Annotated in this window: 32 protein-coding genes; 14 read left to right on the forward strand and 18 right to left on the reverse strand. The window is 58.5% G+C overall.

Annotation, left to right across the window (positions count from 1 at the left end; genetic code table 11):
- Positions 1 to 35: 35 nt before the first annotated feature.
- The gene (locus tag ACWGZX_RS00815; protein ID WP_452626892.1) at positions 36 to 254 is read right to left on the reverse strand and encodes a hypothetical protein; all 219 of its coding nucleotides are present in this window, start codon (positions 252 to 254) and stop codon (positions 36 to 38) included.
- 179 nt (positions 255 to 433) lie between these two features.
- Here ACWGZX_RS00815 and ACWGZX_RS00820 point away from each other — a divergent pair, with 179 nt between their 5' ends.
- Both ACWGZX_RS00820 and osmE read left to right on the forward strand, forming a co-directional pair.
- Complete coding sequence (locus tag ACWGZX_RS00820; RefSeq protein ID WP_223511143.1) at positions 434 to 673, forward strand: hypothetical protein; 240 nt, start codon at positions 434 to 436, stop codon at positions 671 to 673.
- Positions 674 to 686: 13 nt separating this feature from the next.
- Positions 687 to 1,034: an osmotically-inducible lipoprotein OsmE gene (gene osmE / locus ACWGZX_RS00825; protein ID WP_452626893.1), complete on the forward strand. Its 348-nt coding sequence runs from the start codon at positions 687 to 689 to the stop codon at positions 1,032 to 1,034.
- A 93-nt stretch (positions 1,035 to 1,127) separates the two neighbouring features.
- On the opposite strand, the gene ACWGZX_RS00830 is transcribed toward osmE, so the two are convergent.
- A complete protein-coding gene (locus ACWGZX_RS00830; protein WP_223511145.1) occupies positions 1,128 to 1,325 on the reverse strand; it encodes an SPOR domain-containing protein in 198 nt (65 codons plus the stop codon).
- A gap of 210 nt (positions 1,326 to 1,535) precedes the next feature.
- On the opposite strand from ACWGZX_RS00830, the gene ACWGZX_RS00835 reads away from it, so the two are divergent.
- Positions 1,536 to 1,898, forward strand: coding sequence for an NUDIX hydrolase (locus ACWGZX_RS00835; RefSeq protein WP_452626894.1), 363 nt, complete (start codon positions 1,536 to 1,538; stop codon positions 1,896 to 1,898).
- Between the two features lie 43 nt (positions 1,899 to 1,941).
- Here ACWGZX_RS00835 and ACWGZX_RS00840 read toward each other — a convergent pair whose 3' ends face one another.
- The 8 genes from ACWGZX_RS00840 to ACWGZX_RS00875 all read right to left on the reverse strand — a co-directional run bounded on the left by ACWGZX_RS00840 (position 1,942) and on the right by ACWGZX_RS00875 (position 9,543).
- The gene (locus ACWGZX_RS00840; RefSeq protein WP_452626895.1) at positions 1,942 to 2,715 is read right to left on the reverse strand and encodes a 1,6-dihydroxycyclohexa-2,4-diene-1-carboxylate dehydrogenase; all 774 of its coding nucleotides are present in this window, start codon (positions 2,713 to 2,715) and stop codon (positions 1,942 to 1,944) included.
- 115 nt (positions 2,716 to 2,830) lie between these two features.
- The gene (gene benC, locus ACWGZX_RS00845; RefSeq protein ID WP_223511148.1) at positions 2,831 to 3,844 is read right to left on the reverse strand and encodes a benzoate 1,2-dioxygenase electron transfer component BenC; all 1,014 of its coding nucleotides are present in this window, start codon (positions 3,842 to 3,844) and stop codon (positions 2,831 to 2,833) included.
- Positions 3,845 to 3,854: 10 nt separating this feature from the next.
- Positions 3,855 to 4,343, reverse strand: coding sequence for a benzoate 1,2-dioxygenase small subunit (benB, locus tag ACWGZX_RS00850; protein ID WP_452626896.1), 489 nt, complete (start codon positions 4,341 to 4,343; stop codon positions 3,855 to 3,857).
- Positions 4,340 to 5,704 (reverse strand): benzoate 1,2-dioxygenase large subunit, encoded by a 1,365-nt coding sequence (benA, locus tag ACWGZX_RS00855; protein WP_452626897.1) that lies wholly within the window; start codon positions 5,702 to 5,704, stop codon positions 4,340 to 4,342. Before benA ends, benB begins: the two co-directional genes overlap by 4 nt.
- 255 nt (positions 5,705 to 5,959) lie before the next feature.
- On the reverse strand, positions 5,960 to 6,913 hold the full coding sequence (locus tag ACWGZX_RS00860; RefSeq protein ID WP_452626898.1) for an AraC family transcriptional regulator: 954 nt from the start codon (positions 6,911 to 6,913) through the stop codon (positions 5,960 to 5,962).
- A 196-nt stretch (positions 6,914 to 7,109) separates the two neighbouring features.
- On the reverse strand, positions 7,110 to 8,039 hold the full coding sequence (gene catA, locus ACWGZX_RS00865; RefSeq protein WP_452626899.1) for a catechol 1,2-dioxygenase: 930 nt from the start codon (positions 8,037 to 8,039) through the stop codon (positions 7,110 to 7,112).
- Between the two features lie 55 nt (positions 8,040 to 8,094).
- Positions 8,095 to 8,385, reverse strand: a complete 291-nt coding sequence (gene catC / locus ACWGZX_RS00870) for a muconolactone Delta-isomerase (protein WP_077430274.1) — start codon at positions 8,383 to 8,385, stop codon at positions 8,095 to 8,097.
- 9 nt (positions 8,386 to 8,394) lie between these two features.
- The gene (locus ACWGZX_RS00875) at positions 8,395 to 9,543 is read right to left on the reverse strand and encodes a muconate cycloisomerase family protein (RefSeq protein ID WP_452626900.1); all 1,149 of its coding nucleotides are present in this window, start codon (positions 9,541 to 9,543) and stop codon (positions 8,395 to 8,397) included.
- A 127-nt stretch (positions 9,544 to 9,670) separates the two neighbouring features.
- On the opposite strand from ACWGZX_RS00875, the gene ACWGZX_RS00880 reads away from it, so the two are divergent.
- Positions 9,671 to 10,561, forward strand: coding sequence for a LysR family transcriptional regulator (locus tag ACWGZX_RS00880; protein WP_452626901.1), 891 nt, complete (start codon positions 9,671 to 9,673; stop codon positions 10,559 to 10,561).
- Here the strand turns inward: ACWGZX_RS00880 and ACWGZX_RS00885 are convergent.
- Positions 10,558 to 11,457: a polysaccharide deacetylase family protein gene (locus ACWGZX_RS00885; RefSeq protein ID WP_452626902.1), complete on the reverse strand. Its 900-nt coding sequence runs from the start codon at positions 11,455 to 11,457 to the stop codon at positions 10,558 to 10,560. The genes ACWGZX_RS00880 and ACWGZX_RS00885 overlap by 4 nt on opposite strands.
- A gap of 226 nt (positions 11,458 to 11,683) precedes the next feature.
- Here ACWGZX_RS00885 and ACWGZX_RS00890 point away from each other — a divergent pair, with 226 nt between their 5' ends.
- On the forward strand, positions 11,684 to 12,364 hold the full coding sequence (locus ACWGZX_RS00890) for an SOS response-associated peptidase (protein WP_452626903.1): 681 nt from the start codon (positions 11,684 to 11,686) through the stop codon (positions 12,362 to 12,364).
- A 94-nt stretch (positions 12,365 to 12,458) separates the two neighbouring features.
- Here the strand turns inward: ACWGZX_RS00890 and ACWGZX_RS00895 are convergent, their stop codons facing one another.
- Genes ACWGZX_RS00895 through ACWGZX_RS00905 form a run of 3 tightly spaced genes read right to left on the reverse strand, consistent with a single transcriptional unit; the run spans position 12,459 to position 13,686 of the window.
- Entirely contained in the window at positions 12,459 to 12,614 is a 156-nt protein-coding gene (locus tag ACWGZX_RS00895) for a hypothetical protein (protein ID WP_223511163.1), read from the reverse strand.
- A gap of 59 nt (positions 12,615 to 12,673) precedes the next feature.
- Entirely contained in the window at positions 12,674 to 12,985 is a 312-nt protein-coding gene (locus tag ACWGZX_RS00900; protein WP_162830874.1) for an AzlD domain-containing protein, read from the reverse strand.
- Entirely contained in the window at positions 12,985 to 13,686 is a 702-nt protein-coding gene (locus ACWGZX_RS00905; RefSeq protein WP_223511164.1) for an AzlC family ABC transporter permease, read from the reverse strand. The genes ACWGZX_RS00900 and ACWGZX_RS00905 overlap by 1 nt, the downstream gene beginning before the upstream one ends.
- Positions 13,687 to 13,872: 186 nt before the next feature.
- Here ACWGZX_RS00905 and ACWGZX_RS00910 point away from each other — a divergent pair, with 186 nt between their 5' ends.
- The 3 genes from ACWGZX_RS00910 to ACWGZX_RS00920 all read left to right on the forward strand — a co-directional run bounded on the left by ACWGZX_RS00910 (position 13,873) and on the right by ACWGZX_RS00920 (position 16,197).
- Complete coding sequence (locus ACWGZX_RS00910; RefSeq protein ID WP_452626904.1) at positions 13,873 to 14,805, forward strand: GGDEF domain-containing protein; 933 nt, start codon at positions 13,873 to 13,875, stop codon at positions 14,803 to 14,805.
- A gap of 76 nt (positions 14,806 to 14,881) precedes the next feature.
- On the forward strand, positions 14,882 to 15,256 hold the full coding sequence (locus tag ACWGZX_RS00915) for a DUF2784 domain-containing protein (RefSeq protein WP_452628940.1): 375 nt from the start codon (positions 14,882 to 14,884) through the stop codon (positions 15,254 to 15,256).
- 23 nt (positions 15,257 to 15,279) lie between these two features.
- Positions 15,280 to 16,197, forward strand: a complete 918-nt coding sequence (locus ACWGZX_RS00920; RefSeq protein ID WP_452626905.1) for a LysR family transcriptional regulator — start codon at positions 15,280 to 15,282, stop codon at positions 16,195 to 16,197.
- A gap of 2 nt (positions 16,198 to 16,199) precedes the next feature.
- On the opposite strand, the gene ACWGZX_RS00925 is transcribed toward ACWGZX_RS00920, so the two are convergent.
- Together ACWGZX_RS00925 and ACWGZX_RS00930 are read right to left on the reverse strand one after the other, a co-directional pair.
- Entirely contained in the window at positions 16,200 to 17,678 is a 1,479-nt protein-coding gene (locus ACWGZX_RS00925) for a sensor domain-containing diguanylate cyclase (protein ID WP_452626906.1), read from the reverse strand.
- A gap of 225 nt (positions 17,679 to 17,903) precedes the next feature.
- Positions 17,904 to 18,431 carry a DUF3087 domain-containing protein gene (locus ACWGZX_RS00930; protein ID WP_452626907.1) on the reverse strand — a complete coding sequence of 176 codons (528 nt, stop codon included), beginning with the start codon at positions 18,429 to 18,431 and terminating at the stop codon, positions 17,904 to 17,906.
- 216 nt (positions 18,432 to 18,647) lie between these two features.
- On the opposite strand from ACWGZX_RS00930, the gene ppnN reads away from it, so the two are divergent.
- Entirely contained in the window at positions 18,648 to 20,021 is a 1,374-nt protein-coding gene (ppnN, locus tag ACWGZX_RS00935) for a nucleotide 5'-monophosphate nucleosidase PpnN (RefSeq protein ID WP_452626908.1), read from the forward strand.
- 132 nt (positions 20,022 to 20,153) lie between these two features.
- Here ppnN and ACWGZX_RS00940 read toward each other — a convergent pair whose 3' ends face one another.
- Positions 20,154 to 21,215 carry an alpha/beta fold hydrolase gene (locus ACWGZX_RS00940; RefSeq protein WP_452626909.1) on the reverse strand — a complete coding sequence of 354 codons (1,062 nt, stop codon included), beginning with the start codon at positions 21,213 to 21,215 and terminating at the stop codon, positions 20,154 to 20,156.
- Positions 21,216 to 21,431: 216 nt separating this feature from the next.
- Here ACWGZX_RS00940 and ACWGZX_RS00945 point away from each other — a divergent pair, with 216 nt between their 5' ends.
- From ACWGZX_RS00945 to ACWGZX_RS00965, 5 genes are all read left to right on the forward strand, one after another.
- The gene (locus tag ACWGZX_RS00945; protein WP_223511171.1) at positions 21,432 to 22,172 is read left to right on the forward strand and encodes a response regulator; all 741 of its coding nucleotides are present in this window, start codon (positions 21,432 to 21,434) and stop codon (positions 22,170 to 22,172) included.
- A 524-nt stretch (positions 22,173 to 22,696) separates the two neighbouring features.
- A complete protein-coding gene (locus tag ACWGZX_RS00950) occupies positions 22,697 to 23,038 on the forward strand; it encodes a hypothetical protein (RefSeq protein ID WP_452626910.1) in 342 nt (113 codons plus the stop codon).
- A complete protein-coding gene (locus ACWGZX_RS00955; RefSeq protein ID WP_452626911.1) occupies positions 23,022 to 23,513 on the forward strand; it encodes a glycoside hydrolase family 24 protein in 492 nt (163 codons plus the stop codon). Before ACWGZX_RS00950 ends, ACWGZX_RS00955 begins: the two co-directional genes overlap by 17 nt.
- A gap of 87 nt (positions 23,514 to 23,600) precedes the next feature.
- Positions 23,601 to 24,149, forward strand: coding sequence for a lysis system i-spanin subunit Rz (locus ACWGZX_RS00960; RefSeq protein ID WP_452626912.1), 549 nt, complete (start codon positions 23,601 to 23,603; stop codon positions 24,147 to 24,149).
- A 149-nt stretch (positions 24,150 to 24,298) separates the two neighbouring features.
- On the forward strand, positions 24,299 to 24,523 hold the full coding sequence (locus ACWGZX_RS00965; RefSeq protein ID WP_452626913.1) for a hypothetical protein: 225 nt from the start codon (positions 24,299 to 24,301) through the stop codon (positions 24,521 to 24,523).
- 66 nt (positions 24,524 to 24,589) lie between these two features.
- Here the strand turns inward: ACWGZX_RS00965 and ACWGZX_RS00970 are convergent, their stop codons facing one another.
- A complete protein-coding gene (locus tag ACWGZX_RS00970; RefSeq protein WP_452626914.1) occupies positions 24,590 to 26,026 on the reverse strand; it encodes an FAD/NAD(P)-binding protein in 1,437 nt (478 codons plus the stop codon).
- Positions 26,027 to 26,131 lie beyond the last annotated feature (105 nt).

A 26,131-nucleotide genomic window follows, 5' to 3' on the forward strand; every position in this document is an offset into this window, starting at 1 on the left:
CGTCGCCGTCCGGACATCCATCTATTGAACACAACTCAGAATGGAGCATTGTTTTCAGGAGGGTCTGGATAGGTTCTTTTGTTCAGATAGGCCATCCACCGTTCATACGCTTCATGCTGCCATTGCGTGACCCGTTCCCACTCTGCGCCACTCAGTTGATGAGCTGAAATCAGCTTCATCATCTCTGAAGTCGCGGCATCCAGATCAGCGATCAACTCATGGGCATGCAATCTGAAATCATCGGTATTGCTCATTTGGGGTGGCCTCGCCCTGACGACATTCATTGACCTTCGTACGATATCGGGCGGTGTCACTCACACTCATCTTTCCGACCAATGGAAGCACCTTCTATCGCTCAGGGATCAGACGAACAAACGTTGTGTCATACCAAATAGAACTACTATTTCCTTGCGAGAAATTGCAGGAGGTCGTCATGTGGCTTAACGAAGATGAAAACGAACTTCGCCGCGACCTGCAAAGCGTTGCGTCGGATTTGAGATGGTCGGCAGTAGAGTTGCTGCGCCTTGCGGAGCAGTTACGCCAGGCGGGCAATGATGTGGATGCACAAGCCGCTCTCAGGTTGTGCGAGTTGTTTCAGGGCGATGAAGGACGACTGGCGGGCTATGCCGAAGAAGTGAAAGCCAAGGTGATCAGTCGAACGAAAGTTCACTAACAGGAGCACTGCGATGAACAAATCTCTGTTCACGCTGGTGGTCGTGCTGGCGGCGGGAGGCTGCAGCACCGAGGAACACATTTACGGTGCCCAGCCGCTGGTCGCCAGGGTCGAGACAGGGATGAGCAAGGACCAGGTGCAGCAGATTGGCGGGAAGCCTGTCTCAATAACGGACCGCACGGTGGAACCTGGCACTTGTTTTGACTACACGTTGACGCAGGCAGGCCAGCAGCATCAGCCGTACAACATCAGCTTCGATGGCAACGGTAAAGTCGATCACAAAAGCTTCATGACCTGCGCACAGTGGAGTCAAGCGCAACAGGAGTCCAGGGAACCTTCCCACTCCGGTGGAGGCTACTGACCATTCTGACGTGCTGGACCCACTAGCCGTACACACGCTTATTGCAGGTATCCAAAGAAGAAGCCCCGGCATCCCGGGGCTTCAAATGTGCTGTCATGTTGATTTCTGGCCTGACGGGCGGGCCGTCCTCGTTCGATAGGCGGGAAGCGATGCGGCATAGGCCAGTGCTTCCTCTCTGCTGCTGAAATCCCCCAACCGATCACCTTGGGTGCACACCCGCCAGGGGCCATTGTTTACGCTGAGTACGTCATAACCGTTCATGTGCATTTTGTTCAACATCGGAACGCTCATAGTCACCTCCTTTTTGGCAGTGAAGTCGACGATTGACCCGATTACCTTACACCCCAGCTTTGCTCAAGTGCCGACCAGACGTCGCGCCAGTATTCCAGCATTCAATTGCACTTTTCGCTGAGCGCATTGCTCTAACCCGTGAAGCAGAGGCCACGGCCCAAATATTGCAATGTGATGTTTTTTTCATGGCATTCGTTAGTCAGGTAACAAATGAAAGTACGTGCAACGGTCATTTGCGAACTGGACCGACATGTTCTCCTGGTGCGTAAACCCAGGTGTCGCTGGAGCTTGCCCGGCGGCAAAGTCGAGCCAGGCGAAACCACGGAGGGCGCAGCGCTACGTGAACTTCAGGAAGAAACGGGCCTTGGCGCCGACAGCCTGCTGTACCTCATGGAACTGGAATCGGGCGGCACCCGCCACCACGTCTACGAAGCGTGGGCGCCGAACCTTTATCTGGCCCGACCATTGAATGAAATCGTCGACTGCATCTGGCATCCACTGGAGACAGTCGACAACCTGAGCACGAGCGACGCCACGCGCCAGATAGTCAAAGCGTTTCTGCGTCGCCTTTAAACTGTCTCGGCTCAAACCACTAATGGGTTGTTTTCAGTGAGCGTCAGCCCTGATCACCACCGCCGACCGGCATGATCATGCCAGTGATGTACGACGCTTCGTCGCTGGCCAGAAACAGAATAGCGCCCGCCTGCTCATCCAGCGTGCCATAGCGCTTCATCAAACTGCTGTCGAGCGTTTGCTCGACGATCTGCTGATACCAGACCTTTTCTTCCGCGCTTTGCTCGGCATCGTTGCGTGCAATGACCCGAGGCGGCGCTTCGGTGCCGCCGGGTGCGGTCGCATTGACCCGTACCCCGCGGCCGGCGGTTTCGAAGGCCAGGCAGGCCGTCAGGGCATTCACCCCACCCTTCGCCGCGCCATAGGGCACGCGATTGATACTGCGCGTGGCGATGGACGAGACGTTAACGATGGCGCCACTCCCCTGCTCCAGCATGATCGGCAGCGCCGCATGACAGCACCACAACGTCGGGAACAGCGAACGGCGGACCTCGGCTTCGATCTGTTGCGCTTCATAATGCTCAAATGGCTTGGTCCAGATCGTGCCGCCGACATTGTTGACCAACACGTCGAGACGCCCGAAACGCTCGACAGCGGCGCGCATTACCCGGCTGCATTCGCTGTACTGCTCAAGATCAGCGGTCAGGGCCAGCACCTGGTTGCTCTGCCCCAATTGTTGCTGCAACTCAAACACATGCTCGGAGCGGTCGACCAAGATCAACTGCGCTCCTTCAGCGGCCATGCGTTCAGCCACCCGCCGCCCGATGCCTTGCGCCGCCCCGGTAATCAGCGCGACTTTTTCGTGAAATCTGTTCATGTACACCTCGTAAAAAACACTGACCTGTGGGAGTGAGCCTGCTCGCGAAAGCGGTCTAACAGGCGACATCACCGTTGAATGTTCCGCTCTCTTCGCGAGCAGGCTCGCTCCCGACTCAGGCCGCGCTGGCGGCAAATTTCTCGTAGTAAAAGTTCGCAGGCGCCACGCCTTGCTCGCGAATGAACTGACTGACCGCCTCGACCATCGGCGGCGGGCCGCACAGGTAGACGTCGACGTCGCCCTCGTTCAAATGCCGGGGTTCGATGTGCTGAGTCACGTAACCCTTGAGCGGATGCTGACTGTCGGGGCTGGCCACGCAGGCACTGAAGCTGAAATTCGGGATGCGTGCGGCGAAGGCTTCAAGCCGATCTAGTTCCACCAAATCAAAATCGTTGGTCACGCCGTAGATCAAATGCAGCGGATGTTCGCTGCCCTGTTCGGCGATTTTTTCCAGCATTGCCGTGAACGGCGCCAGCCCCGTGCCGCCGGCCAGCAGCAACAATGGACGGCGAATGTCGCGCAGATAGAAGCTGCCCAACGGTCCGGCAAGGTTCATGCGGTCGCCCGCCTTGGCCATGCCGGTCAGGAAACTGCTCATCAGGCCGCCAGGCACGTTGCGGATCAGGAAGCTGACCTCGCCGTCGCGCTGCAACGAGCTGAACGAATAGGCGCGGGTCTGCTCGCTACCGGGAACCCCGAGGTTGACGTATTGCCCCGGCAGGAACGCCAGTGTGTTCAGCGCTTCGCCCTTGATCGACAGCGCGATGGTACTGTCGGACAGCTGCCGCACAGCACTGATTGTCGCGTCGTAACTGGCCTGGCGTGTGCGGCAAACGTCGGAGGACGCTGGCACTCGCACCACGCAATCGCTCTGGGCGCGCATCTGACAAGTCAGGACATACCCCTGCTCGGCTTCTTCGGCGCTGAGCGCGTCTTCGATGTACTCCTCGCCCAAATCATAACGACCGGCCTCGGCAAAGCATTTACAAGTGCCGCACGCGCCGTCGCGGCAATCCAGCGGGATGTTGATGCCCTGGCGATACGCAGCATCGGCCACGGTTTCGCCGACATTGGCGTCGATGAACCGGGTGACGCCGTCTTCAAAATTGAATGCAATGGAATGCGTCATGACGGCAGCCTCACAAGTGGTAGACATCGATGACCTGGCGAACGTAATCGTTCTTCAGGATCACTTTCTTGGCCTTGATCAGCGGGTTCTCGCCACGCACATCGAGGGTGTAGAAACTGCTGCCGAAATAGCTGTCGACGGTCTTGTAGCGAAAGCTCAGGGTGTGCCAGTTGAAGCGCACCTTGCACAGGCCATCCGCCTGTTCGAGCAACTCGATGTTGCTGATGTTGTGCGAGGTTCGGGTATCCGGAATGCTCGCGCTGGAACGCTCGGTCTTGATGCGGAAGACGCGGTCTTCCAGGCCCGTGCGGTTGCCGTACCAGATCAGCGAGATTTCCCGCTGCGGGTCTTCGGTCAACTCGTCGTTGTCGTCCCAGGACGGCATCCAGAACGAGGCATCGACGGCGTACAGTTCCAGCCACTCGTCCCATTGCTTGTCGTCGAGATAGCGTGCTTCGCGGTAAAGAAAGTCGCGCACGGCTTCATAGGTGATGGTCATTGCACGGCCTCCACGGCAATCAATTCGGGCTGTTCAGCGGCCAACGCCTTGAGCATGGCTTGCTGCCAATACTTGTGTTGCAGCACAAACAGGCCTTCGTCCTCGGTGCGCACACCGCTGAGCAGCGGATGCAGGTCGATTTCTTTAGCCGCCTCATCGGCGCCCTCGACCCAGTGCTCGGCCCCGCGGGACATGTCATTCCAGGTGGTGACGCTGCCCTGATAGCTGGTCTGGCACGAGCGAAACTCTTCCAGATCGTCCGGGGTGGCCATGCCGCTGACGTTGAAAAAATCTTCGTACTGGCGAATCCGGCTGGAACGGGCGTGGTCGCTTTCGCCTTTGGGGGCGATGCAGTAAATGGTGATTTCCGTGCGGTTGACCGAGATCGGCCGGGCGATGCGGATCTGCGAGCTGAACTGATCCATCAGGTACACGTTCGGGTACAGGCACAGGTTGCGCGAGTTCTCGATCATCCAGTCGGCGCGGGCCTGCCCAAAGTCTTGGGCCAATTCGTCGCGACGTTCATACAACGGACGATCTTCGGGGTTGGACCAGCGCGTCCAGAGCAGCATGTGGCCCTTGTCAAAGGAGTAGAAACCGCCGCCCTGCTTGGCCCAGGTGCCGGCGCTCATGGTCGGATTGCTGTCGCCGGCATCACGCTGTTTGCGCTGGTTTTGCGTAGCCGCGTAATTCCAGTGCACGGAGCTTACGTGGTAACCATCGGCGCCGTTTTCGGCGGTGAGTTTCCAGTTGCCTTCGTAGATGTAGCTCGAAGACCCGCGCAGCACTTCCAGGCCATCGGCGGACTGGTCGACGATCATGTCGATGATCTTGGCGGACTCGCCGAGATGCTCAACCAGCGGCACCACGTCGGCGTTCAGGCTGCCAAACAGGAAACCGCGATAGGACTCGAACCGCGCGACTTTGGTCAGGTCGTGAGAGCCTTCGCAGTTGAAGCTCGCCGGGTAGCCGGCTGCTGCCGGATCCTTGACCTTGAGCAACTTGCCGGAGTTGTTGAAGGTCCAGCCGTGGAACGGGCAGGTGTAGGAGCTTTTGTTGCCGGTCTTGTGCCGGCACAGCGTCGCGCCGCGATGGCTGCAGGCATTGATAAAGGCGTTGAGCACACCCTCCTTGTTGCGCGCGATGAAGATCGACTGGCGCCCCATGGTGGTGGTGTAGAAATCGTTGACGTTGGGGATCTGGCTTTCGTGGGCCAGGTACAGCCAGTTGCCTTCGAAGAGGTGTTTCATTTCCAGATCGAACAACCGTGGATCGGTGAACATCTCGCGCTTGCAGCGATAGATGCCGGTTTCTTTGTCATCTTCAAGCAGGGAGTGAAGGTATTCGGGTCGCAGGGACATGGCCGCCGCCTCCATTGTTTTTATCAGGCAGGGCCATGCTAGGACGGGGGGATGAGGCGGACTATCCGTTGGGTGCAGACGTGTATCCGTTTACTGCAACCGGTAATGCGATAACGAGCTGTGGCGAGGGGGCTTGCCCCCGTTCGGCTGCGCAGCAGTCGTATTTCCTGCGACGACGCTGTGTTTGCCAGAATGCCGGGGCCGCTTCGCGACCCAACGGGGGCAAGCCCCCTCGCCACAGGGTACTGATTGCTTTTAATGTCGGCGTTTGAGGGTGTCGGAGGGCAGTTCGCCGAACTGTTTGCGGTAGCTGTCGGAGAACCGGCCAAGGTGCAGGAAGCCATAATCCATGGCCACTTCGGTGACGTTGCGCACGTTGCAGGTCGGGTCGCTCAGGCACAGATTGATGCGTTCAAGCTTCTTCTGACGGATGTAGTTTTGCGGTGACATTCCCGCGTTGCGCTCGAACAACCCATACAACGAACGCAGACTCATCCGCGCCTGGCGCGCCAGTTCTTCACCGTCGATGTCTTGCTTGAGGTGGCGTGCGATGTAATCGGCAATCACCTCGAACGTAGGCGAACCCAGGCTACTGCGGATAACGTTGGTTTTCATCAGGCTGAGCATCTTGCTGACGATGATCTGCGCGTAGTGTTCCTGCACGCGGGGGATCTGCTCGGTGGCCTCGGCTTCCTGGCAAATCATCGCCAACAGGCTGACAAAACCTTCCAGCTCATCAAGTTGATAACGGTTCTCCAGGAACCGCACGCCCTGTCCCGGATAACGCCAGCGCTGTTCATCGCACACCGATTCAAACAGCCGGGTGGGGACTTTGAGGATGAATTTTTCGCAATCGTCGGAATAGGTCAGATCGACCGGCTCGTCTGGATTGATCAGCAGCAACTCACCCGGTGCAAAGTAATGCTCCTCGCCCATTCCGCGTGAAAGGCAGTTGCCCCGCAGCAGCACCTGCAGGTGATAAATGCTGTCGAGCGCGCCCGATGTCACCCGCACGCTGGCGCCGTAACTGATGCGGCACAGGTCCAGGCTGGCGAACTTGCGGTGATCGAGGCTGGCCAAGGGGCGACCGACCTTGGGCATCAGGATGCAATGGTTGCCGACATGCTGATTGACGTAACCCGATACCGCATAAGGGTCGGCATGGTCGAACACTCTGCTGCGCTGACTCAACAGTTGCGCGTGCATCATCGGGTCACTCTCATTGTTGTTATGAGTTGCGTCGGTCCATTCTAGAACAGCACGTCAGGCGCCTGAGACATTTCCGGACAGTTGACCGAAGCCCATGTGGGAGCGAGCCTGCTCGCGAAAGCGGAGTGTCAGTCAACGTTGATGTTGAAACTGATTCCCTCTTCGCGAGCAGGCTCGCTCCCACAGGATTGTGCGATCAGTCCTCCAGCGCACGAACCCGTTCGTGGCGTTGCTGTTCTTCAGGTTGCGCCGTGGACTGCAAGGTGAAATCGAACTCGATTTCGGCAAACCGGCCGCTGACACCATACGCCGCTGCGCGTTGTTGATCGTCGCTGAAAGTGATTTTGGCGATCAACTCATCACGGGTGGCGTAGGCGAAATCGTCGTGCAGGTATTGATCGCCATCGAGGTTGATCTGGGTCGTCAGGTGGCGATGATCCGGCGCCGAGATAAAGAAGTGAACGTGCGCCGGACGCTGGCCGTGACGGCCCAGTTGATCGAGCAGTTGCTGGGTCGGACCGTCCGGTGGGCAGCCATAACCCGACGGCACGATGCTGCGGAAACGATAGCGACCTTCAGCATCGGTCACGATCCGGCGGCGCAGGTTGAATTCCGATTGCGCAGTATCGAAGTACGAGTAAGTGCCACCAGTGTTGGCGTGCCAGACGTCTACCACGGCACCTGCCAACGGTTCGCCGGCAGTGTTGAACACGCGCCCTTGCATGAACAGCGTCACACCTGGATCGAGGCCATCATCGAGTCGCGCTTCACCTTCGGACAGCGGCGCACCCGCCACGTACAACGGGCCTTCGATGGTGCGTGGCGTGCCGCCGGATTTGCCGGCCTGCTCGTCTTCAGCGTCCATCAGCAGGTCGAGGTAATGCTCCAGACCAAGCCCGGCGACTATCAGCCCAGCCTCCTGACGCGCGCCCAGTACGTTAAGGTAGTTAACGGCCTTCCAGAACTCTTCCGGGGTCACGGCGAGGTCTTCGATGATGTTTACCGAATCACGCAGGATGCGGTAAATCAAGGCCTTGGCCCGCGGATTGCCGGCATCGTTGTGCAGGCCGCTGGCCTCTTCGAGAAACTTCTGGACTTCGGCAGTGTGGGAGATCTTGACATTCATTTTGTTGGGTTCCTCATCTTGTAATTATTAGCGTAGCGAACTGAGCAGACTGGGCTCAGCGGTCATCCTCGCGGATGGAAGACGGGTGTCGGCACATCGCGTCGATCTCGATCGCCATGTACGGAAACAGCGGCAATTGCATCAGCAGGTCGTGCAGTTCTTGAACGCTGTCGACATCGAATACGCTGTAGTTGGCATAGTGCCCGGCGATGCGCCACAGGTGGCGCCACTTGCCTTGCTCTTGCAGGCGTTGAGCCAGGGCTTTTTCATCAGCCTTGAGTTTGGCCGCAGCTTCGGGGTTCATGTCGACCGGTAGATTCACGGTCATTTTTACGTGGAATAGCATGATCTCTCCTCAGGCTTGATGAACGGAAGTGGATGTTTTGTCGCGACGGAAAAACGCCAGGCGTTCTTCATCCAGACTCAAGCCCAGGCCCGGTGTTTGCGGGACATGCAACTCGAAATCGCGATAAACCAGCGGCTCGCTGAGAATGTCTTCGGTCAGCAGCAAGGGGCCGAACAGTTCGGTGTCCCAGGCCAGTTTATTCAGGGTGATAAAGGCATGCGCCGAGGCCATGGTGCCGAGGCCGCCTTCCAGCATGGTGCCGCCATACAGACCGATACCGGCTGCTTCGGCAATCGCGGCAGTGCGCAACACGGCGCGGGGGCCGCCGTTCTTGGCGATCTTCAAGGCAAACACCGACGCAGCCCCTTCGCGCGCCAGATTGAAGGCATCTTCCACGCATTCGATGGACTCGTCGGCCATGATCGGCGCCGGGCTCATCGCATTCAGACGCGCCATGCCGGCGCGGTTGTTGCGCGAGATCGGCTGTTCGATCAGGTCGATGCCGTTGGTGCCGAGGATCCGGCAAGCGCGCAACGCGACCGCTTCGTCCCAGGCCTGATTGACATCGACCCGCACGCTGGCGCGATCACCCAGGGCTTTTTTGATCGCAATGACGTGGGCCAGGTCGCGGTTGACTTCACCGGCACCGATTTTCAGTTTGAAGATGCGATGGCGGCGCAGGTCGAGCATTTTTTCCGCTTCGGCGATGTCCTTTTCGGTGTCGCCGCTGGCGAGGGTCCAGGCCACCGGCAAGGCATCACGGACACGCCCGCCCAGCAACTCGCTGACCGGCAGGCCGAGGCGCTTGCCCTGGGCGTCGAGCAACGCGGTTTCGATCCCGGATTTGGCAAAGGTATTGCCGCGAATGCTGCGTTCCAGACGCAACATGGCGGCATTCACATTGCCGCTGTCCTGGCCGATCAGCAGGGGCGCAAAGTGTGTGTCAATGTTGGTCTTGATGCTGTCCGGGCTTTCGTTGCCATAGGCCAGGCCACCGATGGTGGTGGATTCACCGATCCCTTCAATGCCGTCGGCGCAGCGCACACGGATGATCACCAGGGTCTGATTCTGCATGGTGTGCATCGCCAGCTTGTGCGGGCGGATGGTCGGCAGATCGACGATGATCGTCTCGATCGATTCAATGGCTGTTGCACGCATGTCGATACCCGTCAGGTTCTTAAAGTTCTGGAACCAATTCTCGTACGGCTTTTTTCGGGAAGCCAATATAGAATTGGTCTGACTTGATACCTTTAAGGTATGCAACCGACAAACACCCGGAGGCCCCATGGAACTGCGTCACCTGCGGTATTTTCAGGTGTTGGCTCAAACCCTGAATTTCACTCGCGCCGCCGAACTGCTGCACATCGCTCAACCGCCCCTGAGCCGGCAGATTCAGCAACTGGAAGATGAACTCGGGGTGCTTTTGCTGGAGCGTGGCCGGCCGCTGAAGCTGACGGAGGCCGGGCGGTTTTTCCATGAGCACTCCACCGCCCTGCTTGAACAACTGAACAAGGTCTGCGACAACACGCGGCGGATCGGCCTGGGGGAAAAGACCTGGCTGGGCATCGGCTTCGCGCCTTCGACCCTGTACGGTGTGCTGCCGGAACTGATCCGCCGTCTGCGCAGCGGCGAGCCTCTGGAGCTTGAGTTGGGGCTTTCGGAGATGACCACGCTGCAACAAGTGCAAGCACTCAAAGCCGGGCGTATTGATATCGGCTTCGGGCGAATTCGCATCGACGACCCGGCGATCATTCAAACGGTGCTCACCGAAGACCGGCTGGTCGCCGCCCTGCCCGCCGGCCATCCCCTGCTGGCCGGACCGGTCAGCCTTCGCCAACTGTCCAAAGAACCCTTTGTACTGTACCCGGGCAACCCGCGCCCCAGCTATGCCGACCATGTGATTGCGCTGTTCGAGTCCTATGGCGTGAGCATTCACGTGGCGCAATGGACCAATGAACTGCAAACGGCAATCGGTCTGGTAGGGGCCGGGATCGGCGTCACGCTGGTGCCGGCCTCGGTGCAGCTGCTGCACCGCGACGACATTGGCTTCACCCCGTTGCTGGAAGACAACGCCACCTCGCCGATCATTCTCAGTCGGCGCGTGGGCGATGTCTCACCGGGGTTGAATCATTGTTTGAAGGTGATCGAAGAGCTGCAACCGCAGGCGAAGTTTTAATGGGAATTCTTGTCCCAGATCCAGTTCCAGAACCCCGGCAGTGCCACTGGCTGTGAACTGTCCTTGACGGTGCGCGCCATCGCCGCGCGCAGCACGGCGTCGTGATCGTCGTAAAACGGTTTTTGCGCCAGCGGCACGCCGGTGGCCTTGGCACTGTCGATCAGGATTTGCAGGTATTCCCGGGTGTGTCGGGCGGTGTAGCGGTTGAGGTCGTGGAAGGTCACCACCACCGGAATCACCCCATCCACGGTCGGCAACTCGCCCAGCGCGATGCGCTCACGCACTTCAGACATCGAGCGCAGCATATGAGACCGACGCCGGGGGCTGGCGTTGAAGCCCCAGATTTTGCCGTCATTGGCGCTCAAATCGGTCAGCAACACATGCATGCCGTGCTGCTGATAAGCGGCGAAGACGCGTTTGTCGTAGTTCCAGAATGGCGGACGAACCAGGGTCGGCGGCGCACCGGTGATGGCCGCGATGTCTGCACTGCCTTTGCTCAGCGCCTGTTCCAGTTCTTGCGGGCTCAGCGAGCGATGATTGGTGTGCCAGTGGGTAGCCGTGTGAAATCCCAGCACCTGTCCTTCTGCATGTTCGCGATGCATGAGCTCGCGCCCGATATCACTGTCGCCGGCCCTTGGCGCGCCGGTCTGCACGAAAAACACCGCTTTGATATTCGGCTGTAGAGGATTGTCCTTCAGACTGTCGAGCACGGTCGCGGTGGGGTTCCAGAAACTCGAAGCGCTGGGACCGTCGTCGTAGGTCAGCAGAAAACGAATCGGTGCCTGCGCCTGTAGACGTTGTTCCGTCTGCGGGGTCAGTTCGATGGGTGCAGCGATGCAGCCTGCCAGCCCGACGGCGATGGCGAGTGCGCAGAACACTTTGTACAACTGTTTCATGTTTTGCCTTGGATCAGACCGTGACGGTCAACTCATCAAATGGCAAAAATCCTTCGCCCGTTCATCCTTCGCCGGCCCGCCAGTTGCGCGGGCCGAGGTTGGATCAGGGTACACAGTGTTTGGTTCCGCCGCCCACCCTCCTCGCTTACTGCGCCAAGACACTCACTCGTGATCCGAAAGCTAAGCTGAACATTCCCGTCACAGCTTTCTACCGCAGGGTCAGCCGATGTGTGGACGACTGTCGCAGTACCGTGGCATTCACGATTTTGTCGCCGTGCTGAGCATTCCCGATGCGATGATCAATCACGTCGGGGATGAACCCCTGGCTCGCTACAACGCGGCACCCACCACCCAACTCGCCCTGTTGCACCTTGAGCCTGACGGGTTGCACGCCGATCCGGTGCGCTGGGGCTGGCGTCCGCACTGGGCGAAAGATCGCGCGGCACCGATCAACGCGCGGGTGGAGAAAGTCGCTCATGGTCCGTTCTTCCGGGCGATCTGGCCACACCGCGCGATTGTGCCGATCGACAACTGGTTCGAATGGGTCGATGCAGGCGATTCGACGAGTGTGCCATGGCTGATTCGCCGACAGGACGGCGCACCGAGTTACTGCGCGTCCATTGGCCAGTTTCCCGGTGCTGGCAACGAGCCGCGCGACGACGACGGTTTTGTCATCATCACGGCGGACAGTGCAGGCGGCATGCTCGACATTCATGACCGCAGGCCGGTGGTGTTGTCAGCGGAACTGGCGCGTGAATGGCTCGATCCGGCCACCCCAAAAGAACGCGCCGAACAGATAGTGCTTTTACAGGGTGAAACCAGCGAAATATTCGAGTGGTACAGGGTCGACAAAGCCGTCGGAAATGTCAGAAACCAGAGCAGCGCATTGATAAATAAGTTTATTTGACGCAGATATTGTGGCTACGGATCGCGTTACAGCTTAACAATCGCCCAAAGAAAAGCCCCGCTTGATAGCGGGGCTCTCTGTATGCGTTACCCTCTCAGGGCTTTAATGGCATTTCTATATCACGCTCCGACAACTCTCGACTGTCGTCATGCTTCCAGGTCTGGGGCGGAGGGTTCTCACGCTCGATGTCTTCTTCCGTGGGTTCATCCATCTCTTCATCCGGGTCCGGACGTTTGGGATCATTGGCCATGCGCACCTCTCTTCCTGTGAAGGGACTTATTAAGCGTAGAACAAATTCGAGCGTTCGATTCAGAGCCACCAGCGCAGCAAGAAGAAAAACCCCATGCTCAACAGCATGCTGAGCAAGGTGTTGCGGGTGTAAAGCACCAGCCCCACCGCCACCAGCGAACTGATCAGGTAGGGGTTGTCCCACTGCAAGTTCAGCTGTTTGTCGGGCATGAACACAATCGGCCCGCAGATCGCGGTCAACATGCCCGGCACGGCGAAACCGAGGAATTGCCGGGCATTGCTGCTCAGGCGCACCGGCAACCGGGGTTCGAGAAACACGTAGCGATTGAGAAACACCAGTACGCCCATTCCGATAATCACCGCCCACACCATCATGCTGCGCGCCCCCTGTAGAGTTTGTTGCAGATAAAGCCCGCAGTCATGCCCGCCAATCCGGACAGCACCAGCGCCGAGCCCCATTGCCAGTAACTGAACAACACCGAGCAGAACAGCGACACCGCGACACACACCACGGTGGGCACGCTGCGCACCACCGGCGTGATCAAGGCAATGAAGGTGGCGGCAATGGAGAAGTCCAGCCCCAAATGCTCCAACCCCGGAATGCTGCTGCCCAGCACGATGCCTGCCAGCGTGAACAGGTTCCAGGCGATGTAAAACGTCAGCCCGACCCCCAGCGCGTACCAGCGATTGAATTGCTGTTTGTCGTGCTGACTGGTCAGGGCAAACAGCTCGTCGGTGAGCAAAAAGCCCAGCCCCACCCGCCAACGCCCCGGCAACGGCGAAATCACCGACCGCATGCTCATGCCATAAAGCAAATGCTGTGACGTCAGCAATACGGTAGTCAGCAAAATCGAAAAGATCCCGGCACCGCCCTTGAGCATGCCGATGGCGACCAACTGCGCGGCGCCGGCAAACACGATGCTCGACAGCCCCTGCCCTTGCAGCGGCGTGAGGTTGGCCTCAATGGCCATGGATCCGGCCAGCAAGCCCCATGGCGCGGTGGCCAGGGACAGCGGCATGATCGCCGCGGCGCCACGCAGAAAGGCACTGCGCGGCATGAGTAAATTCGACATGACGCCCTACGACCAGTGAAAGACCTGAGACTTTGCCAGCAGTCGAGCCGGAAGGCTTGAACAATCTTGCGCACTTGCGCCGAGAGCGTGGGCCGCGAAGGTGTTCCATTCATCGGCTGGGCGCTTGATTCGCCTCGATAGTAGCAACATGATGGCGCTGCATTTTCCCTTGAGGCCAGGCCCTGCATGAGCTCAGTCGAACCCGATAGCGATGTCTATAAAACCCTGCTTGAGTCAACCAATGCAATTCCCTGGCGGATCGACTGGAACACCATGACATTCAGCTACATAGGCCCGCAGATCGAAGCGCTGCTGGGCTGGAAGCAAGACAGTTGGGCGACGGTCGACGACTGGGTCGAGCGCATGCACCCGGACGATCGGGATTACGTGGTGGAGTTCTGCGTCTCGCAATCGCGCGCCGGGGTCGATCATGAGGCGGATTATCGGGCGCTGACTCAAGCCGGCGACTACGTGTGGATTCGCGACGTGGTGCACGTGGTGCGCAAGGACGGTGAAGTGGAAGCGCTGGTGGGCTTCATGTTCGACATCAGCGAGCGCAAGAAAACCGAAGAGCATTTGAGCCGGCTGCAGAAGCAACTCGAAGAGTATTCCTTCCAGGACGGCCTCACCGGTATTGCCAACCGGCGCATGTTCGACACCGTGATGGAGCGCGAATGGGGCCATGCTCAGCACACGGGCTTGCCGCTTTCGTTGCTGATCATGGACATCGACTATTTCAAGCAATTCAACGATCACTATGGACACACCAAAGGTGACGAATGCCTGCGTCAGGTGGCCCAGACGTTGTCGCTGGCGGCCAATCGACCGCGTGATTTCATCGCCCGGATCGGCGGCGAAGAATTCGTCTGGCTGCTCCCGGAAACCGATGCCGAATCCGCTAGGCTGGTGGCGCGCAAATGCCTGCACCTGATTCGCCAGCAACACATTCTCCATGAGTGTTCGCCGGCTTCGCCGCTATTGAGCGTGAGCATGGGTGTCGGCACCACCGTCGCCCCGCTGCAAGCGACCGCACTGGAGTTCATCGAGCAAGTCGACAAGTTGCTCTATCGGGCCAAACACAACGGCCGGATGCGCGCCGAGTTCGCTGATTTTCGTTGAACTCCTGGAACCCATAGAGCCGCCGCCGACGCCCGAGTACCATGGAGTGATTCGCATGACAGGTCAGGGAGGCGACATGTTTTACCGGATCGCCGCCGACGGGCTGGTGCTGTTTCATCTGTTGTTCATTCTGTTCGTGCTGTTCGGCGGGCTGATGGTGCTCAAATGGCGGTCGCTGATCTGGGCGCACCTGCCCGCCGCCGCGTGGGGCGTGACGGTTGAAGTCTTGCACCTGACCTGCCCGCTGACCCAGTGGGAAAATCTCATGCGCCAGGCGGCCGGGCAAAACGGCTACGGGGGCGGCTTTATCGAACACTACGTGTGGCCGGTCATTTACCCGGCTGGCCTGACGCCTGCGATTCAGTTGACGCTGGGCAGCGTAGTGCTGGCTATCAACGTACTGGTCTATCTTCGGCTGATCAGGCTGTGGAAATTGCGCCGGGCCGCCTGAAACAAGCGCCGAGGATTGAGTCCATGTTGTCGATTGAAGACCTGAGTCTGCTCCAGGCCATCCGCGAGACCGGCAGCCTGTCGCGGGCCGCCGCTCACTTGGGCAAGGCGCCGTCGACCGTGTCCTACGCTGCGCGGCAACTGGAGGAGCGCTTCGACGCGTTGCTCTTCGATCGCCGTCGTTACCGCTTACAGCTCACCCCGGCTGGCGAGTTGCTGGTGAACGAAGCGGCGCGGTTGATGCAGGACGTGTCCCGGCTGACCCAGCGAGTGCAGCAAGTGGCCAACGGCTGGGAAAGCCGGTTATGGATTGTCACCGACGAATTGCTTGAATTCGAAGCCTTGATTCCAGTGATCCACGAATTCGACGCACTGGAATCCGGCGTACCGCTGCGCATCACACAGGAGGTGCTTAAGGGTGTTTGGGAAGCTTTGCGTGAAGGGCGCGCGGACTTGATCATCGGCGCCACCAACGAGCCGCCGGCGATCCCGACCCTGCGCTGGATGCAATTGGGGGAAATGGAGTGGGTGTTCGCGGTGTCGCCCAAACACCCGCTGGCCAACGCTAAAGAGCCGATTTCACGGGCGATGGTGGCGCAGCACCGGGCGATTGTCGTGGCCGATTCTTCAAGGGTCACGGAGGGCAGCACCTACGGCGTCTCTAGCGGCCAACCGGTGCTCGCGGTACCGACCATGCGCGCAAAAGTCCTGGCGCAATGCGATGGGCTGGGCGTCGGCTGGCTGCCCCGGCACCGGGTGGGCTCGTTATTGAAAAACGGCACCCTGGTCGAAAAACAGATGGCCGACCCGCGCGAACCGAACATTCTGTATGCCGGCTGGCGCGGCGATCATGACGGTCGTGCATTGGGCTGGTGGCTGGAAAAACTCAAGCAATCGTACCTCTGCACCCAACTGGTTCAGGGTAGCGACCGGTTTGTCTGAACTCAGTTGGCCGTGACACTCATGTTGCGCCCGCTGCTCTTGGCCACATACAGCGCCTTGTCCGCCGCACTGACCAAATCATCGGGTTGGTCCTGCGAGGCCGGGTTGTAGGCGCAAACACCGATACTGACCGTTACCCTGCCCTCCGGACTTTCGCAGTGCGCAATGTCCGCCCGCAGTACCGCGTGACGGATGTTTTCGGCCACCAGAAAAGCGCCCGCATAGTCGGTGCCAGGCAGCACCACCGAGAACTCTTCGCCGCCATAACGCGCGGCAAGGTCGCCGGGGCGCTTGATGTTGTCCTTGATGATCGCGCTGATCCGGCGCAAACACTCATCGCCGGCCACATGACCATAACGATCGTTAAAGCTCTTGAAGTGATCGACATCGATCATCAACATGGCAAGCTCAGTCAGCGTGCGCCGTGCGCGGCCCATTTCCGCGAGGATAAACACGTCGAACTGACGCCGGTTGGACAGACCGGTCAACGCATCCTCAAGGGCCAGCAATTCAAGGCTACGATTGACCTCGATGAGTTTTTCCGGGCCATCGAGCAACACACTCTGGACGTGTTGTTGCTGCTTCATGACGTGAATGAGGCGGTAACCAAGCCCGCCCAGAAACAGCAGCAGCGAAACCACGATACCTGCGCTCAATGCCGTCTCTTTGCGCCAGCCGGCCAGGACTTCCTCCTTGTCCAGCGCGGCAAAGATGATCAGCGGATACCCGCTGACCCGCCGAAACCCCACCACCCGTTCCACACCGTCCACATATGACTTGACGGTGGCCGTGCCGGAATCGCCTTTGGGCAACAGTTGAGTAAACAGCGGCGCCTTGGCCACGCTGATGCCAATGTCAGCCTCATTGAACGGCCGCCGCACAACAATGCTGGCATCATCGGCAAACAGGCTGATCACCCCGTTGCGGCCCATATCGATACTGTCGTAAAGCTCAAGGAAATGACTGAGATAGATCGTTGCCAGCGCCACACCGGCAAATCGACCATCCGGATGATTGATCCGGCGTGACACGGTCATGATCCATTCACCACTTGAACGACTTTTTATCGACTGACCGATATGCGGGCCGCGGTCGGGATGGTCACGATGAAAAATGAAATACTCACGGTCGGAATTGTTCGCGTCAGGCACCTCGGCGCCATTGGAGTTGGCGATCCAGCGCCCCGCTTCGTCAAAGATGAACAAACCATGCAGTTGCTTCAGTTCGCTGCGTTCAGCGCTGAGCAAACGTTGCAATCTGGGCAGTTGCTGCGCACCGACACCCTCGTTTTCAACGCGGTCCACGAGGGCAAACAGCAGCGTATCGGCCTGTTTTATCGACGCTTGCGTTTGCGACGCCAGGGTCTGCGCCAGGTTGGACATCGCCACTTCTTTGTCATGCAGATGGTACTGGCGCGAATTCCAGGCTTGCCAAATCACGATTGCCGTCATCGACAGGCACACCGCCACGAGCAGAACCACCGCGTAGCGGACCTTGAGCCTCGACGCACGCTGGCCGGTCTTCCACGACGCGGTGGTACGGGCGCTTTCAGTTGGATCTTTAATGGACGAATGCCCCCATAACGTTCCCTGATTCGTTATGACAGGGCAACTTTTCCTGTTCGCCCCTTGAATGCCGTACCAGCAACAAGATAGGCGATTTGCTAGCTTCATGACGGGATTGTGTGGGGAATCCGCCCTAAAGTCTTACTTCGACGACTGTTTCACCGCCTCAAGCCAGGCCGGATCCAGACGGGTCTGATCGGTGTCGATGCCCAGCGCATCCATCCGCGCCTTGTGCTGATCCATCTCGCGGATCAACTGACTGTGGTCGCTGGAGTTGCCGTCCAGTTCGTGCATCTGGTTCAAGCCCAGGTGGTAAAAACGCAGCAGCTTCATGGCCACCGGATCACCCGTCTCAACCGCTGCGGTGACCTGATGCATGATGTTGGTGATGCTCATCAGGCTGCGCTTGAGCTGCCAGCCGTACACCGCGGGCGCCATCCATGGCTGGTTCCAGAACTTGCCGCGCATCAGCGCCACCATCAGCAACACCGCGACAAACACACCGCCGACGTTAAACCGCAGGTTGTCGCCGCCGGGCTCACCGAACAACGCCACCGCCGCCGTGGACAGCGCCATCGCCAGCACCAGGAAAATCAGGGCAATAATCACCGTACTGCGGCGCGTCTGTTGTCGATAGGCTTGGGCATTCTTCGGCTGGATTTCGAACATCGCGGCAGGGTTCCTTGGGGCATGAGCAAAAAAGAAGGCCAGGCATTATCGCCTCTGCGAGGGATTTAGCTATGCTGGGGCTCCTTTTCATCTTTTCATCGTCAAACGGGGGACATGGCGGTACAGCGCAGATCGTGCCATCTTCATCCATGGATACACTCTATTCGGATGCCATTCGCGCGGCTCGGTGAGTGACATCGTTTTAAGGATCATTGAATGACCCAACGACAAGTAATCAACGCCTCGGTCAGCCCAAAAGGCAGCCTGGAAACCCTTTCTCAACGCGAAGTCCAACAACTGAGCGAAGCCGGCTCCGGCAGCACCTACGACATCTTCCGCCAATGCGCCCTGGCCATCCTCAACACCGGCGCCCATGTCGACAACGCCAAAACCATCCTTGAAGCCTACAAAGATTTTGAAATCCGCATCCACCAGCAAGATCGCGGCGTACGCCTGGAACTGCTGAACGCACCGGCCGACGCCTTCGTCGACGGCGAAATGATCGCCAGCACGCGTGAGATGCTGTTCAGCGCCTTGCGTGACATCGTCTACACCGAAAACGAACTCGACAGCCAGCGCATCGACCTGAGTACCTCCCAAGGCATCAGCGACTACGTGTTCCACTTGCTGCGCAACGCCCGCACCCTGCGCCCCGGCGTCGAGCCGAAGATCGTGGTCTGCTGGGGCGGCCACTCGATCAACACCGAAGAATACAAATACACCAAGAAAGTCGGCCACGAACTGGGCCTGCGCAGCCTCGATATCTGCACCGGTTGCGGCCCCGGCGTGATGAAAGGCCCAATGAAAGGCGCGACCATCGCCCACGCCAAACAGCGTATCCACGGCGGTCGCTACCTTGGATTGACTGAACCGGGCATCATCGCCGCCGAAGCGCCGAACCCGATCGTCAACGAGCTGGTGATCTTGCCGGACATCGAAAAGCGCCTGGAAGCGTTCGTCCGTGTCGGCCACGGCATCATCATTTTCCCGGGCGGCGCGGGCACGGCCGAAGAGTTCCTGTACCTGCTCGGCATCCTGATGCACCCGGACAACCAAGGCCTGCCCTTCCCGGTCGTCCTCACCGGGCCCAAGCATGCCGCACCGTATCTGGAACAACTGGACGCGTTCGTCGGCGCGACGCTGGGCGATGCGGCGAAGAAACATTACGAGATCATCATCGACGATCCGGCTGAAGTCGCACGGCAGATGACTCAGGGGCTTAAAGCGGTCAAACAGTTCCGCCGCGAGCGCAATGACGCGTTCCACTTCAACTGGCTGCTGAAGATCGACGAAGGCTTCCAGCGCCCGTTCGATCCGACTCACGAAAACATGGCCAACCTGAAACTGAGCCAGGCCCTCCCCGCTCACGAACTGGCGGCCAACCTGCGGCGCGCGTTCTCCGGCATTGTCGCCGGCAACGTCAAGGACAAGGGCATCCGCTTGATCGAACAGCACGGGCCTTACCAGATCCGTGGTGATGCCGCGATCATGCATCCGCTGGATCAACTGCTCAAAGCCTTCGTCGCCCAACACCGGATGAAACTGCCGGGTGGCGCGGCTTATGTGCCGTGTTATCAGGTCGTGGCATAACCCACGACCCGACTAACACCCTGAAAACCTGTGGGAGCGAGCTTGCTCGCGATGAGGCCCTGTCAGCCAACATTGATGTTGAATGACACACCGCCATCGCGAGCAAGCTCGCTCCCACAGGGGTTAGTGTGGTTACAGGTGATCAGCGTCGATCACGGCTTTGGCAAACGCCTGCGGGTCTTCCTGTGGCAGGTTATGGCCGATGCCGCCATTGATCAGTCGGTACTCATACTTGCCGGTAAAGCGCTTGGCGTAGTCCTCGGCCGCCGGGTGCGGTGCGCCGTTGGCGTCGCCTTCCATCGTAATGGTCGGCACCGTAATCGAAGGTGCCTTGGCCAGCCGCTGTTCCAGCGCTTCGTATTGGGGTTCGCCCTGAACCATGCCCAACCGCCAGCGGTAGTTGAAAATCGTGATAGCGACATGGTCCGGGTTGTCCAGAGCGGCCGCACTGCGATCATAGGTCGCGTCGTCAAAGGCCCATTTCGGGGACGCCAGTTGCCAGATCAACTTGGCGAAATCGTGGCGGTTTTTTTCGTAGCCGGCCTGGCCGCGATCGGTCGCGAAATAGAACTGATACCACCATTGCAACTCCGCCTTGGGCGGCAACGGGTTTTTGCCCGCGGCCTGATTGCCGATCAAGTAGCCGCTTACCGACACCAGCGCCTTGACCCGTTCCGGCCACAGCGCCGAGACGATGTCCGCCGAACGTGCGCCCCAGTCGTAGCCACCGAGCACAGCCTGTTTGATCTTCAGCGCATCCATGAAGTCGATGACGTCACTGGCCAACGCGGCGGGTTGGCCGTTGCGCAGGGTCTTGTCAGACAGGAAATGCGTGTCGCCGTAACCCCGAGCATACGGGATCAGCACCCGGTACCCCTTGGCCGCCAGCAGCGGCGCCACTTCGCTATAACTGTGAATGTCGTAGGGCCAACCATGCAGGAGAATCACCACGGGGCCATCGGTGGGCCCCACCTCCGCGTAAGCCACATTTAGCAAGCCGGCCTTGACGTGCTTCAGCGGACCGAACGGGGTATACGAATCCGCACTGGCCACCGCCGGCTCTGCGGTCGGAGTGGCGGCTTGCGCATTGGCAGCGCCAAGGGCACCGAACTGCATCAGCGCGAAAGCGAGCATCGTCGGCGCCATAAAGCGTCGGCGTGATGCGGTTTTACGGCTCAACACATTCATCTTCATGGTGATTTCCCTACAAGTCGTTTGTCTGTGGTTTTAGCGGTGGATGTGAGGCAAGTCGCATTGCCTCGATGGAAGCCATTTAATCGCCCGCTGGTATCTGCCATGTGTCGTCAAAACAGAGTTATTAAGGCGTAAGGTGTCAAACAGAACGCCTGATACAGTGCGATACAAATCCCGCAACGCTCGGTAATGCGCACCAATCAAGAGGGTTGAGCAATGGAGCATGTGAACCACATCCTGATCGTCGATGACGATCGCGAGATCCGCGAGCTGGTGGGCAATTACCTGAAGAAAAACGGCTTGCGCACAACCGTGGTTGCCGACGGCCGGCAGATGCGCCATTTTCTGGAAACCAATCAGGTGGACCTGATCGTGCTGGACCTCATGATGCCCGGTGATGACGGCCTGGTGCTGTGCCGTGAATTACGCGCAGGCAAACACAAAGCCACACCAATCCTGATGCTCACCGCACGCAACGATGAAACCGATCGCATCCTCGGCCTGGAAATGGGTGCCGACGATTACCTGACCAAACCCTTCGCCGCCCGCGAGTTGCTGGCGCGGATCAACGCCGTGTTGCGCCGCACGCGGATGCTGCCGCCGAACCTGCTGATCACCGAAACGGGCCGACTGCTCGGCTTCGGACGCTGGCGCCTCGATACCACCGCGCGCCACTTGCTGGATGAAGACGGCACCATGGTTGCCCTCAGTGGCGCGGAATACCGCTTGCTGCGCGTGTTCCTCGATCACCCGCAACGGGTGCTCAGCCGTGACCAGTTGCTCAACCTGACCCAGGGCCGCGATTCCGACCTGTTCGACCGTTCCATCGATTTGCTGGTAAGCCGATTGCGCCAGCGCCTGCTGGATGATTCACGCGAGCCGACCTACATCAAGACCGTGCGTAGCGAAGGCTATGTGTTCTCTTACCCGGTGGAATTGCTCGGCGCACCTCAATGACGTGCTCCCTGCATTGGCCGCGCACGCTGCTGTCCCGGTTATCGCTGTTTTTCCTGGTGAGCCTTATTGGTACTTTGGGGATAGCGCCATGACAAGATTCAAAATATGCCACCGACACGCTAATTAATGAGTATTTAATAGCAAATACTGGACTAACAACCCTTAAAATTTTCACCCACAAAAAAATCATGCCAATAGCTAGTCATCTAGTCTTTGGCATGGTGATGCAGCACGAAAAGAGCAAGATAGTAGCGCTGGCCACCCCCACGACACCACTCTTCAAACTGCGCGCACAGTCCGAATTCGGACTTGAAATTGTCACTCGCCAACATCGGCGCTAATGTTAATACCAGCCCGACATTAAACCTTGAACAAGTAGATTTTCAGATCAAGCGACTCTCCTGCAAAGTATTCCTTACTTAAACTACAACTGTCGTTCGCGCAGTATTATTGCAGGCGCGCCGACATTACTATTGCACGCTCCAATCTAAAGAAGCTCTACATTCGCAAGGCGAGAGTTAATCATGATCAAGAGACAAAGTGACAGAAGAGTTTTTATTTTTGGTTATTTCGTAGTGGCCTGCGCAATCATCGCATCGAGTATCGCGCTAATCTTTCATGCCGAAGCAAAAATCACTAAAACTCGCTATGAAGAAGTACGCGAGGAAAGACTTCAGAGAATGCAGATTGGCCTGGACACTCTCGTGGAGCTTAAGTACGTACTAAAGCACACCACTGGAATACCCTCACCTGACTTACTAAAAGCGTCACACACCTTAGACCAGTTAATATCAGACATAGAAGCCCATTACATTAAAATCAACATAGAAAATACCAGTTGGAAAAAAAATGGCTCACCTCAATGAGAAAGACGCTGGCGGACTAAATATTCTTGCTTTTTTGGACATGCTTGCATGGTCAGAAGGTACGGACAATGGAAAACAGTGCACCAGCAATCATGGTTACGATGTGATCGTCGGCGGCGCGCTATTTACTAGTTACGTCGATCACCCTCGAAGACTAGTCGCTTTACCGAAGTTGGGCATTAAGTCCACGGCAGCAGGTCGCTACCAATTACTATCGTGGTATTGGGATTCCTACAAAGACTCGCTTAAACTTGCGGGTGGTTTTACTCCCGAAAATCAGGACCGAGTCGCCATCCAGCAAATTCGCGAGCAAGGAGCACTTAAAGACATCAAAGCTGGAAAAATAACTGAAGCCATTACCAAATGTTCAAATATTTGGGCAAGTCTGCCGGGCGCAGGATATGGACAGCATGAACACACCATTGAGAAATTAATCGTTCGCTATGTTAGCGCGGACGGTAGGTTAGATGCTTGATAACGAGCAAGCATGATGAATGTATTGATCAGTGCATTTTATCGACTCTTTGCTGCGCGGTTATAAAAGCACCCAAGAGGTACATATGTGATTGCTCTTATTCTGAGGTTTATCCCGCTGATTATCGCAGCCGTGATCGCGGCAGGTTCCGCGTGGATGATTCAGGGGTGGCGATATGGCGCCGAGATTGAAACCATACAGCGGGTTCACGCTGACACCATGGCCGAAATTAGCCGAGTCGCTGCACGACAATTACAGGCGCAGATGGACCGGCATAAGGAACAGGCCAACGAGATTACATTGCTCGATCAAAGGCACTATCAGGAGTTACAAGATGCACAGCAAAATTCCGCTCGTCTTAGTGCTGATCTTGCCGCTTCTCATCAGCGGTTGTCAGTCCGCGTTCAGCGTTGCTCCTCCAGCCACTTGCCTGCAACCGCCAGCCCCCCCAGCCTGGATGATAGAGCCCAGCGAGCCGAACTATACCCAGAGGATGCAGCGGCTCTTGCAACCATTACCGGAGACGCCGATCGTTGCGCGGTGAAGTTGAGCGGACTGCAAGGTTACGTTTGTGCAATCAATTCTGATGTACCTGGTTGTGGATTAGCCGGTAAAGGCGCGGCAAGGCCTGAATAGGAAAACCGCCAGCGCCGCCTTGTCGAGCGAACACCTCGCTGACATCGGATCAACGATCTCGATAACGACTATGCCCAAGGGTGTTTTTCCATCACCACGCTCCAGCACTAGAGTGGCGACATCTTCTTCCCACGCTCTGGAGCAACATCATGAAAAGCCTCATCGGTCTTGGTTTCGCCCTGTCGGTTCTTGGCGCTACATCCGCTATCGCTGCGCCGCAGGCCACCTCCCAGATTGTCGCCGCCGTTAAAGTCAGCCAACCGGCCACACTCAATGAGAACACTGTCGATAGCGATCACAAAGACAGTCAGCCGAGCACGTTGTACGTCGCTGAAAACCGCCCTGAATTCGGCTCGAAGTATCAGCGGTATTGATTAATGGCTTTGCGCCGCTTGAACAAGAAACCCCGGGTAGATCCGATCTACCCTGGGTTTTCTTTGTTAAACGCAATCCCCGACGAGTCGCGCCGCCAGAGCTTTAGCCTGTAGGGCTACGTCGGTGACTGCCGTGCTTTCCCACCACATGCCGCGCAACGGTGGCCCCATGGCGAACAGGCGCCGGGCGACCAGCCCTTCGGCGTCCAGTACGGCACCGTCGACAGCCGCTGCAATCCCCAGCGCCAACGGTCCCGGCCGGATCAATCCGCGCGCCAACAGTTGCTGTGGCAGCGGTCGGGCGACCCGGCGCCAGTCATACTCGATGCCGCTGGAGTTGATCAACGCCGCGCCACGCACCACACACGTGCAGGCCTCGCCACGACGACGAATGCGGATGCTGACTCCGTCCTGCGACCCGGGTTCAAGGCCTTTGAACGACGCCGCTTGAATCCGCAAGCGCCCTTCCCGGTGTAACCGCTCCACCAGGGCGGCACTCAAGGGTGGCGAGCGGTGGTGATGACTTTCCCACCACGGCCGGAGATGTCGCACAAACTGCCGACGCTGCCGGTCCGTCGCCTGATTCCACAACCGGCCAATGTGCGCACGCACGGTATCGAGCGGTGCTTGCCAGTCGATGCCTTGGGCGATGGCCTCCCAACAATGTCGTCGCAGTTCGCGCACCAACTGGCGTGGCGTGCGAATGCTGTGATCGTCAGCCAGGAAATCTACCCAGGCCGGTGGTTGCCGACGCACATGCGGTAGCAATCCGTGACGGGAAAACACTTCGATCGGCCCGCGATGCCCGGCCTGTTCCAGCGACACCACGGCATCGACCATGGTCAGGCCGGAACCAATGATCAGCACCGTCGACTGTGGATCAAGCTGGCGCATGGCGGCGACATCCCACGGATCCAGCGCTGCGGCGTTCAAACCGCTGGACTCTATCAGTGGCGTGCGCGCCGCGGGAAACATCCCGGTCGCCAGCACTGCATAAGCGCCCTGCAAGCGTTGCCCGTCACTCAATGTCAGACGAACCGAATCGTCGTCCGTTTGCAGATCGATCACTTCCGCCTGCACATGCTCGACCGTGGAGCCATTCAGTGCCCCGACGGCTTGCGCTTCGGCCAGGCGTTGCTGCACGTACACGCCGAACAGACCCCGTGGCGGGAACAATTCGCTGATCGGCACAGGTTGTTCGGCCGATTCCGGCCAGCCACCGGTGGCGATGTGTCCAGTCAACCATTGCGTCAGGTCATCGGCGTTGTCCGGATCGACGCTCATCCGCGCCGCGTTGCCGTTCAGCGTATGGCCCAACTCGACTGCGCTGTAGGCTTCGCCTCGACCGAGCTCCGCACGGGGTTCAATCACCAGTACTGAACGACGGCCAGGCAAACGCAGCAATTGCGCCGCCAGCATCGCGCCACTGAGGCCGCCGCCGATGATCAGAATGTCTGCGTGGCGGGTGGCGTCGATCGTCTGCGCGCTTTGGATTTCGTTCATGCCCTGCTCATTGGTCGATGTTTACCGGAATGGAACGCTGTGCGTGCCACCTTAATGTGTTGCTCTCCAGCACACAAACCTCCCCCCTGTAGGAGCTGGCTTGCC

The sequence above is a fragment of the Pseudomonas sp. CLCA07 genome (assembly GCF_053615335.1).

What these genes read in the sequence shown, in the direction of transcription:
- ACWGZX_RS00910 (WP_452626904.1), top strand. Translation starts at nt 13,873, where the DNA reads ATGAGCTCAGTCGAACCCGATAGCGATGTCTATAAAACCCTGCTTGAG.
- ACWGZX_RS00880 (WP_452626901.1), top strand. Translation starts at nt 9,671, where the DNA reads ATGGAACTGCGTCACCTGCGGTATTTTCAGGTGTTGGCTCAAACCCTG.
- ACWGZX_RS00945 (WP_223511171.1), top strand. Translation starts at nt 21,432, where the DNA reads ATGGAGCATGTGAACCACATCCTGATCGTCGATGACGATCGCGAGATC.
- ACWGZX_RS00895 (WP_223511163.1), bottom strand. Translation starts at nt 12,614, where the DNA reads ATGGCCAATGATCCCAAACGTCCGGACCCGGATGAAGAGATGGATGAA.
- ACWGZX_RS00885 (WP_452626902.1), bottom strand. Translation starts at nt 11,457, where the DNA reads ATGAAACAGTTGTACAAAGTGTTCTGCGCACTCGCCATCGCCGTCGGG.
- ACWGZX_RS00840 (WP_452626895.1), bottom strand. Translation starts at nt 2,715, where the DNA reads ATGAACAGATTTCACGAAAAAGTCGCGCTGATTACCGGGGCGGCGCAA.
- ppnN (WP_452626908.1), top strand. Translation starts at nt 18,648, where the DNA reads ATGACCCAACGACAAGTAATCAACGCCTCGGTCAGCCCAAAAGGCAGC.
- ACWGZX_RS00815 (WP_452626892.1), bottom strand. Translation starts at nt 254, where the DNA reads ATGAGCAATACCGATGATTTCAGATTGCATGCCCATGAGTTGATCGCT.
- ACWGZX_RS00965 (WP_452626913.1), top strand. Translation starts at nt 24,299, where the DNA reads ATGAAAAGCCTCATCGGTCTTGGTTTCGCCCTGTCGGTTCTTGGCGCT.
- benC (WP_223511148.1), bottom strand. Translation starts at nt 3,844, where the DNA reads ATGACGCATTCCATTGCATTCAATTTTGAAGACGGCGTCACCCGGTTC.
- ACWGZX_RS00875 (WP_452626900.1), bottom strand. Translation starts at nt 9,543, where the DNA reads ATGCGTGCAACAGCCATTGAATCGATCGAGACGATCATCGTCGATCTG.
- ACWGZX_RS00835 (WP_452626894.1), top strand. Translation starts at nt 1,536, where the DNA reads ATGAAAGTACGTGCAACGGTCATTTGCGAACTGGACCGACATGTTCTC.
- ACWGZX_RS00920 (WP_452626905.1), top strand. Translation starts at nt 15,280, where the DNA reads ATGTTGTCGATTGAAGACCTGAGTCTGCTCCAGGCCATCCGCGAGACC.
- benA (WP_452626897.1), bottom strand. Translation starts at nt 5,704, where the DNA reads ATGTCCCTGCGACCCGAATACCTTCACTCCCTGCTTGAAGATGACAAA.
- ACWGZX_RS00940 (WP_452626909.1), bottom strand. Translation starts at nt 21,215, where the DNA reads ATGAAGATGAATGTGTTGAGCCGTAAAACCGCATCACGCCGACGCTTT.
- catC (WP_077430274.1), bottom strand. Translation starts at nt 8,385, where the DNA reads ATGCTATTCCACGTAAAAATGACCGTGAATCTACCGGTCGACATGAAC.
- ACWGZX_RS00860 (WP_452626898.1), bottom strand. Translation starts at nt 6,913, where the DNA reads ATGATGCACGCGCAACTGTTGAGTCAGCGCAGCAGAGTGTTCGACCAT.
- ACWGZX_RS00900 (WP_162830874.1), bottom strand. Translation starts at nt 12,985, where the DNA reads ATGGTGTGGGCGGTGATTATCGGAATGGGCGTACTGGTGTTTCTCAAT.
- ACWGZX_RS00915 (WP_452628940.1), top strand. Translation starts at nt 14,882, where the DNA reads ATGTTTTACCGGATCGCCGCCGACGGGCTGGTGCTGTTTCATCTGTTG.
- osmE (WP_452626893.1), top strand. Translation starts at nt 687, where the DNA reads ATGAACAAATCTCTGTTCACGCTGGTGGTCGTGCTGGCGGCGGGAGGC.
- ACWGZX_RS00930 (WP_452626907.1), bottom strand. Translation starts at nt 18,431, where the DNA reads ATGTTCGAAATCCAGCCGAAGAATGCCCAAGCCTATCGACAACAGACG.
- catA (WP_452626899.1), bottom strand. Translation starts at nt 8,039, where the DNA reads ATGAATGTCAAGATCTCCCACACTGCCGAAGTCCAGAAGTTTCTCGAA.
- ACWGZX_RS00830 (WP_223511145.1), bottom strand. Translation starts at nt 1,325, where the DNA reads ATGAGCGTTCCGATGTTGAACAAAATGCACATGAACGGTTATGACGTA.
- ACWGZX_RS00890 (WP_452626903.1), top strand. Translation starts at nt 11,684, where the DNA reads ATGTGTGGACGACTGTCGCAGTACCGTGGCATTCACGATTTTGTCGCC.
- benB (WP_452626896.1), bottom strand. Translation starts at nt 4,343, where the DNA reads ATGACCATCACCTATGAAGCCGTGCGCGACTTTCTTTACCGCGAAGCA.
- ACWGZX_RS00905 (WP_223511164.1), bottom strand. Translation starts at nt 13,686, where the DNA reads ATGTCGAATTTACTCATGCCGCGCAGTGCCTTTCTGCGTGGCGCCGCG.
- ACWGZX_RS00970 (WP_452626914.1), bottom strand. Translation starts at nt 26,026, where the DNA reads ATGAACGAAATCCAAAGCGCGCAGACGATCGACGCCACCCGCCACGCA.
- ACWGZX_RS00950 (WP_452626910.1), top strand. Translation starts at nt 22,697, where the DNA reads ATGATCAAGAGACAAAGTGACAGAAGAGTTTTTATTTTTGGTTATTTC.
- ACWGZX_RS00955 (WP_452626911.1), top strand. Translation starts at nt 23,022, where the DNA reads ATGGCTCACCTCAATGAGAAAGACGCTGGCGGACTAAATATTCTTGCT.
- ACWGZX_RS00820 (WP_223511143.1), top strand. Translation starts at nt 434, where the DNA reads ATGTGGCTTAACGAAGATGAAAACGAACTTCGCCGCGACCTGCAAAGC.